The following is a 279-nucleotide window of genomic DNA, read 5'->3' as shown; positions in this document are numbered from 1 at the left end:
GCCGCCGGCGCCGACTGCGCCAAGGATGATGGCGGCGGTACGCCTGGTGCCGGCCCTGCAGGCGCCGTCTTTCTGCCTGCCCTGATCGTCGACCTGTTCCCCAATCCTCCCGGCGGCGCGACGCCGGTGCCGACGCCCGATCCGCGTCGCGATCCGGCCAGCTCGCTGCCGCCGCCGGCCCAGCCCGCGCCGCCCGTGCAAGCGCCGGCGCTTGGCGGTCCGATCATTTCGCCGACCGACCTCATCGCCACCGAGCCGCAGCGCGCCATCGTCGGCGAT

Annotated in this window: 1 pseudogene; it reads left to right on the top strand. The window is 75.3% G+C overall.

Annotated features, from left to right (window positions below):
• Nucleotides 1-279 (top strand): annotated as a pseudogene (locus tag EN874_RS33445) (peptidase S8); the annotation flags it as partial.

This window comes from Mesorhizobium sp. M1D.F.Ca.ET.231.01.1.1 (assembly GCF_003999155.2).
In the GTDB taxonomy this organism is placed as follows: Bacteria; Pseudomonadota; Alphaproteobacteria; order Rhizobiales; family Rhizobiaceae; genus Mesorhizobium.
Note: the sequence above shows the minus strand (reverse complement) of the source record. Positions and strands in the feature narration are given on the sequence as shown.